3 protein-coding genes and 1 pseudogene are annotated in these 6,608 nt (G+C 74.5%); 3 read left to right on the top strand and 1 reads right to left on the bottom strand.

Translation table 11 applies throughout. The features are described from left to right. Positions 1 to 196, bottom strand: a pseudogene (locus tag D7V97_RS02630) (hypothetical protein); the annotation flags it as partial. A gap of 203 nt (positions 197 to 399) precedes the next feature. Here D7V97_RS02630 and D7V97_RS02625 point away from each other — a divergent pair. From D7V97_RS02625 to D7V97_RS02615, 3 genes are all read left to right on the top strand, one after another. Next, entirely contained in the window at positions 400 to 3,495 is a 3,096-nt protein-coding gene (locus D7V97_RS02625) for a tetratricopeptide repeat protein (RefSeq protein WP_233582473.1), read from the top strand. A 92-nt stretch (positions 3,496 to 3,587) separates the two neighbouring features. After that, positions 3,588 to 4,454, top strand: coding sequence for an NAD-dependent protein deacetylase (locus D7V97_RS02620; RefSeq protein WP_120608986.1), 867 nt, complete (start codon positions 3,588 to 3,590; stop codon positions 4,452 to 4,454). A gap of 139 nt (positions 4,455 to 4,593) precedes the next feature. Beyond that, a complete protein-coding gene (locus D7V97_RS02615) occupies positions 4,594 to 6,600 on the top strand; it encodes a protein kinase (RefSeq protein ID WP_120608985.1) in 2,007 nt (668 codons plus the stop codon). Positions 6,601 to 6,608 lie beyond the last annotated feature (8 nt).

The raw sequence follows: 6,608 nt of genomic DNA, 5'->3' as shown, positions 1-6,608 counted from the left end.
CCTGGGTCGAGGGACCCACGGGAGGAGGCGGCTTCACGGCGGGGGGCGTGCGGATCTCCACCTCGATCGCCTTCGCGCGCAGCCGGGAGGTCCGCTGGGACGGCGTGGGGCTCACCCGCCACAGCAGCAGGAGCACGGCGGCGTGCAGGGCCAGGGACAGGAGGCCGGCCCATCCAAGACGTCGCAGGCGCCGCATGCCGGGACGCTTTCAGAAAGCCCCCTCCCACTCAATCGGGACCGACACGGGCGTCCGCGAACCGACGTCCACCCCGCCGAGCAGGCAACCCCTGGACGCTCGAAACAGCCCCGGGGATGGCTCGACGGACGCCATGACTCCTGGTGTGCTGCCTCGTCCACGTGCCTGCCATGCCCCCCGCCTGTCTCGATGAACCCACGTTCATGGACCTCCTGCTCGGGACGCTGCCGCCCGCGCGGGCCGCCGTCGTGGACGAGCACCTGGATACCTGTCCCTCCTGTCGGCGCATGGTGTCCGAGGCGCTGAAGGTGCAGCCGCCCACCCCCGAAGCGGAGCTGGCGCCCGAGGAGGAGGTCCTCGGCAGTCAGTTCGCCACGCTGCCCGTGGAGCCGTGGCGGGGCCCCAAGCAGCGCCTGCGCCTGCCCACGCCGCCGCTCGCCCGGGGCACCGCGGTGGGGCGCTACCTCATCCTGGAGATGCTGGGCGTGGGCGGGATGAGCGTCGTGTACGTGGCGTACGACCCGGAGCTGGACCGGCGCGTCGCGCTCAAGCTGTTGCAGGTGGAGGCCCTGGGCCTGGGCGCGGAGGCCGGCCGCACGCAGGTGCTGCGCGAGGCGCAAGCCATGGCGCGCGTCTCCCATCCGCACGTCGTCTCCGTCTTCGACGTGGGCACCTTCGGCCGGCAGGTCTTCCTCGCCATGGAGCTGGTGGACGCGCGCACGCTGCGCAAGTGGGAGCAGGACGGCCCCCACCCGTGGCGCCAGGTGGTGGACGTCTTCGTTGCCGCAGGGAGGGGGCTCGCCGCGGCGCACGCGGTGGGCGTCGTGCACGGCGACGTGAAGCCGGAGAACATCCTCGTCGGCCAGGACGGCCGGGTGCGCGTCACGGACTTCGGCCTGGCGCGGGTCATGTCCGGCGCGGTGGTTCCCCCGGTGACGCCCGGAGGCTTCGCGCGCCCCCGCGCCATGGAGGGCGGGACGCCCGCGTACATGGCCCCGGAGCAGTTCCCGCCCGAGGAGCGCACCGACGCCTTCAGCGACCAGTTCGGCTTCTGCGCCGCGCTCTACGAGGGGCTCTATGGCGAGCGCCCCTTCGCGGGCTCGACGGTGGAGGAGCTGTCCCAGGCGGTGCACGCGGGGAGGGTGAAGAGCGTGCCCCGGCACTCGGGGGTGCCGCAGTGGCTGCGCCGGGTGCTGCTCAAGGGCCTGTCGGTGCGGCCCGAGGAGCGCCACGCCTCCATGGAGGCGCTCATCGCGGAGCTGGAGGCCAACCCCACCGCGCGCCGGACGCGGCGGCTGCGCATCGCGGGCGCGTCGGTGCTGGTGCTGTCGGCGGTGGCCATCACGGGCGTGCTCCAGCGGCGCGATGTCACGGGCTGCGAGGGCGCCGCGCGGGCGCTGGACGGGGTGTGGGACGCCGCGCGCCAGCACGCGGTGGACGTGGCCTTCGTCGGCACCGAGCGCCGCTTCGCGCACGATGCCCTGCGCCACGTGCACCGGGGGCTGAACGCATACACCGCCGCCTGGGTGACGACGCGCACGGCGGCGTGCGAGGCCACCCGCGTGCGGGGCGAGCAGAGCGAGGCGGTGATGGCGCTGCGCATGCGCTGCCTGGACTCACGGCTCGCGGACGTGGCCGCGCTCACACAGCTGTTCACCCAGGCGGACCCGGACCTCGTGGAGCGCGCGCCCCGCGCGGTGGAGGGACTGCTGCCGCTGTCGGGCTGCTCGGACCTGGAGGCGCTGACGTCCCGGGGCCGCTCCACGCTGGACGACCCCGCCGCGCGCGAGCGCACCGTCGCGCTCCTCCAGGCGCTCGTGGACGCGAGGGCCCTGCGCGCCGCCGGCCGCTACTCGCAGGGCGTGGCGCGCATGGAGCCGGTGGCCCAGGCCGCGCGCGCCGCCGGGGACTGGTCCGGCGCCGCGGACGCGCTCTTGTTGCTCGCGGAGTTGAAGGACGGGGCCGGGGACTACCGGGGCGCGGAGCAGACGGTGCTCCAGGCCACGTGGGCCGCGGAGGCCGGTCGCAACGACGAGGCCGCCGCGCGCGCGTGGACGCTCGCCGTCCGCGTGACGGGCGAACGGTTGGATCACTACGCCCAGGGGCAGCAGGCCGGGGATCGCGCCAGCGCCGCGGTGGAGCGGCTGGGCGGCAGCGGTGAGTTGAGCGGTGCGCTCGCGGCGAACCTGGGCCGCCTGCTGTCGCGGCAGGGCCGCTACCCGGAGGCGCATGATCAGCTCACGCGCGCGCTGTCCTTCCTGGAGAAGCGCTTCGGTCCGGAGGCCCTGGAGGTCGCGGACGTGCGCGTGGAGCTGGGCACCGTGCGCCGCTCGCAGGGGCGCACGGAGGAGGCCCTGGCCCTGTACGAGCGCGCCCTCGGCACCGTGCGCGGCGCGTTGGGGCCCGAACATCCGGACGTGGCGCGCATCCGGCTGGAGCAGGCCAGCGCGCGCTGGCAGCAGGGTGACTTCGTGCAGTCGGAGCGGCTGGCCCGGGGCGCGCTGGCGCTCCTGGAGCGCTCGCTGGGACCGGATCATCCCCAGGTGGCGGACGCGCTCAACAGCCTGGCGCTGGCGCTGCAATACCAGGGCAAGCGCGAGGAGGCGCTGCCCCTGTACGAGCGCGCGCTGAGCATCGCCGAGAAGACGGAGGGGCGCGACAGCTCCACGGTGGCCATCATCGTCAACAACATCGGCACGCTGCTGGTGCACATGGGTCGGCTGGAGGAAGCCACCCAGCGCTTCGCCACGGCGATTTCCCAACTGGAGGCCAGCGTGGGCGCGGACCACCCCACGCTGGCGCTGGTGCTCCGGGGCATGGGCCAGACGCTCAGCTACCGCAACCAGTCCGAGCAGGCCCTGCCGTACTTCCAGCGCGCCGCCGCCCTGCAGACGTCGCTGCCGGACGACGTGAACGGCGGCTGGACGGGGGCGCTGGTGGACCTGGGGCGCACGTACCTGGTGCTCGGCCGTCCGCGCGAGGCGTTGGCCCCGCTGGAGAAGGCCGTCACCGGCTGGGAGCGCGCCCGGCCCCGGCCCGCGGAGCGCCCCGCCGCGCGCTACATGCTGGCCCGCGCGCTGTGGGACGCGAAGGAGGACCTCCCCCGGGCCCTGCGGCTCGCGGCCGAGGCCCGCCAGGAGATTGGCGCGCTGCCCGACGAGGAGTCCTCCGTCCCCGAAGTGCGCCAGGCCATGGACCGGTGGATCGACCGGCTTCCCCCGGCCGCGAAGAAGACCGTCAAGGCCGCCATGGCCACGCCCCGGGCCGCGGACCCCTCCCAGGAGACGCTCATCCGCTGAGGGCCGGCGCACCCCGGCTGGCCCCCTCCCCGTCAGGCGGTGGAGGGGACGCCGGGCGGGCGCGGAGGGGCGGCGTTATACGCTGGCGCGAGATGACGCTCCTTCCGGCCCCTCCCATCGCCGCCCTTCCGCCCGAAGCGGGCGTGGAAGCCCTGGCCTCGCTCCTCCAGGGCCGCCGCGTCGTCGTGCTCACCGGCGCGGGTTGCAGCACCGAGTCCGGCATCCCCGACTACCGGGGTCCGGAGACGCGCCACAAGGTGCGCAACCCCATCCAGCACCGCGAGTTCCTCAACCGCCCCGAGGTGCGCGCGCGCTACTGGGCGCGCAGCCTGCTGGGCTGGCCGCGCTTCACCTCCGCCCGGCCCAACGAGGCCCACTTCGCGCTGGCGGCGCTGGAGAAGGCCGGCGTGGTGCCGGGCCTCATCACCCAGAACGTGGACGGCCTGCACCACGCGGCGAGCAGCGAGCGCGTGCTCGAGCTGCATGGCGCGCTGTCACGCGTGCGCTGCCTGGCCTGCCAGGCGCAGGAGCCCCGTGCGTCGGTGCAGGCGCGGATGCTGGGCCTCAACCCGGACTTCGTGCACACCGTCGTGGAGCTGCGCCCGGACGGTGACGCGGAGCTGCCGCCGGAGGCCGTGGCGGACTTCCGCGTGCCCGCGTGCACCCGCTGCGGCGGGACGCTGAAGCCGGACGTGGTGTTCTTCGGCGACAACGTCGCGGCGCCGCTCGTGCAGGACGCGTTCGCGCTCGTGGAAGAAGGGGACGCGCTGCTGGTGGTGGGCTCGTCGCTCACCGTCTACTCCGGCTACCGCTTCGTCACCCGCGCCGCCGAGCGCCACGTGCCCATTGGCATCCTCAACCTGGGGGAGAGCCGGGGCGACAGCCTCGCGGACGTGCGCGTGGAGGCCCGGGCGGGCGACGTGCTGCCCCGGCTCGCGCAGCGGTTGACGGGCGGCTGACAGCTCCCCCTCCCACACCGGGCGTGCAGCCGGCTCCCGCGTGGCGCAATGGCCACGTCAGGCCAGGCCCAGGTGTGCCATCATCCCCGGCTTCGCGAGGGGCGGCGAGAGCCGCTCCCGGGACGGAGACACAGGGCCGATGGACACCGGACGCCCGCTGGGCGGCAGGTACGCGCTGGAGCGCAGGATTGGCGGCGGTGGCATGGGCGCCATCTGGCTGGCCGTCGACCTGCAACTGCAGCGGCACGTGGCCCTCAAGCTCATCGCGTCGGAAGTGGTCGCGCGCACACCGGAGGCCCACCGCCTCTTCGAACAGGAGGCCCAGGCCGTGGCCCGCCTGCGCCACCCGCACGTGGTGCAGGTGCATGACTCCGGCGTGGACGCGGGCGTCCCGTACATCGTCATGGAGCTGCTGGAGGGCGAGGACCTGGAGACGCGCCTCACGCAGCGCGGGCGCCTGTCCCCGGCCACGGTGGCCGCGCTCGTCACGCCGGTAGCCCGCGCGCTGGCGGCCGCGCACGCGGCGGGGCTGGTGCACCGCGACCTGAAGCCCGCCAACCTCTTCCTCGCCCACGTGGACGGGGAGGAGGTGGTGAAGGTGCTCGACTTCGGGCTCGCGCGCGCCCTGGTGCGCACGGGCGAAGCCGTGAACGCGCAGGCCGAGGGCCTCACCGGCACGCTGCGCTACATGAGCCCGGAGCAGCTGCGCGCGGATCCGGACCTGGACGCGCGCGCGGACCTCTGGTCGTTCGCGGTGGTGCTCTACCGCGCCCTCACCGGCCAGTTCCCCTACGGCGCCGAGTCCGTGGGCGGCCTCTTGCGCGGCGTCTTCCACCCGCCCACGGTGGCCGTCTCGCAGCTCGTGCCGGAGCTGGGCGCCGCGGGGGACGCCTTCTTCCTGCGCGCGCTGCACCCCCGGCCGGAGCAGCGCTTCACCTCCGCGCGCGAGCTGGCCGCGGCCTTCGTCTCGCTGGTGGACGCAGGGCGGGCCGCGCAGCCGGCGAAGGTGCTGGTGGTGGACGACGAGCCGGACGTGGAGCTGCTGATGCGCCAGCGCTTCCGCAAGCACGTGCGCGAGGGCATCTACACCTTCGTCTTCGCGCGCGACGGAGAAGAGGCGCTGGAGGTGCTGCGCCAGCACCCGGACACGCACGCGGTGCTGTGCGACATCAACATGCCGCGCATGGACGGGCTCACCTTCCTGTCGCGCGTGGGGGAAGTGGATCCGCTGGTGAAGGTGGTCATCGTCTCCGCGTACGGCGACCTGCCCAACCTGCGCACGGCGATGAACCGGGGCGCGTTCGACTTCCTCGTGAAGCCGGTGGACCTGGACGACCTGGAGTCCACGCTGGCCAAGACGGTGCGCCACGTGGCGGAGCTGCGCCGCGCGGTGCGCTCCACGGAGGAGAACGCGCTTTTGCGCATGTTCGTGCACGGCGGCATCGTGGAGCGCGTGCTGCCCCTGGTGCGGGGCCCCGGCGCGCTCGCGGGCGAGCAGGTGGACGCCACGGTGGTCTTCCTCGACGTGGCGGGCTTCACCGCCGTCACCCGCCAGCACCCGCCGGAGTCCGCGCTGCGCCGGCTCAACGCCAACTTCGAGGTCATCCTCCCGGAGCTGGAGACGCGCGGCGGCGTGGTGGACAAGTTCCTGGGCGACGCGGTGATGGCCGTCTTCCAGGGCGAGGCGCACGTGGCGCGCGCGCTGGACGCCTGCCTCGCGGTGAAGCAGCGGCTCCAGGCGCTCGCGTGGAGCGGGGGCGACAGCTCCCCGTACGCGCACGGCGTCTGCATGGGCGTGGACACCGGCCCGGTGGTGTCCGGCAACGTGGGCGCTGCGGGCCGGGGACGCCTGGACCACACGGTGCTGGGCGACGTGGTGAACACCGCGGCGAGGCTCGCCACCGTGGCCACGCGAGACCAGGTGCTGGTGAGCGAGGCCCTGGCCTCACGGCTCGCGGACGCGTTCGACTGCCGCCCCGCGGGTGAGCGGCGCCTGTCCGGGCAGGACGCGCCCGCGCTCGTCGTGCGGGAGGTGGTGGCCCGGCACGCCAGCGCGTCGGCGTCCTCCTCGGACGGCACGGCGCCGCAGGTGACGGCCACCGTGACCTTCACGGACAAGAAGCCCTCCTGGTCCACGTCCTCCTGAGCGGGAGC

Origin of the sequence: Corallococcus sp. CA053C, assembly GCF_003611675.1 — a bacterium.
GTDB lineage: Bacteria > Myxococcota > Myxococcia > Myxococcales > Myxococcaceae > Corallococcus.
Note: the sequence above shows the minus strand (reverse complement) of the source record. Positions and strands in the feature narration are given on the sequence as shown.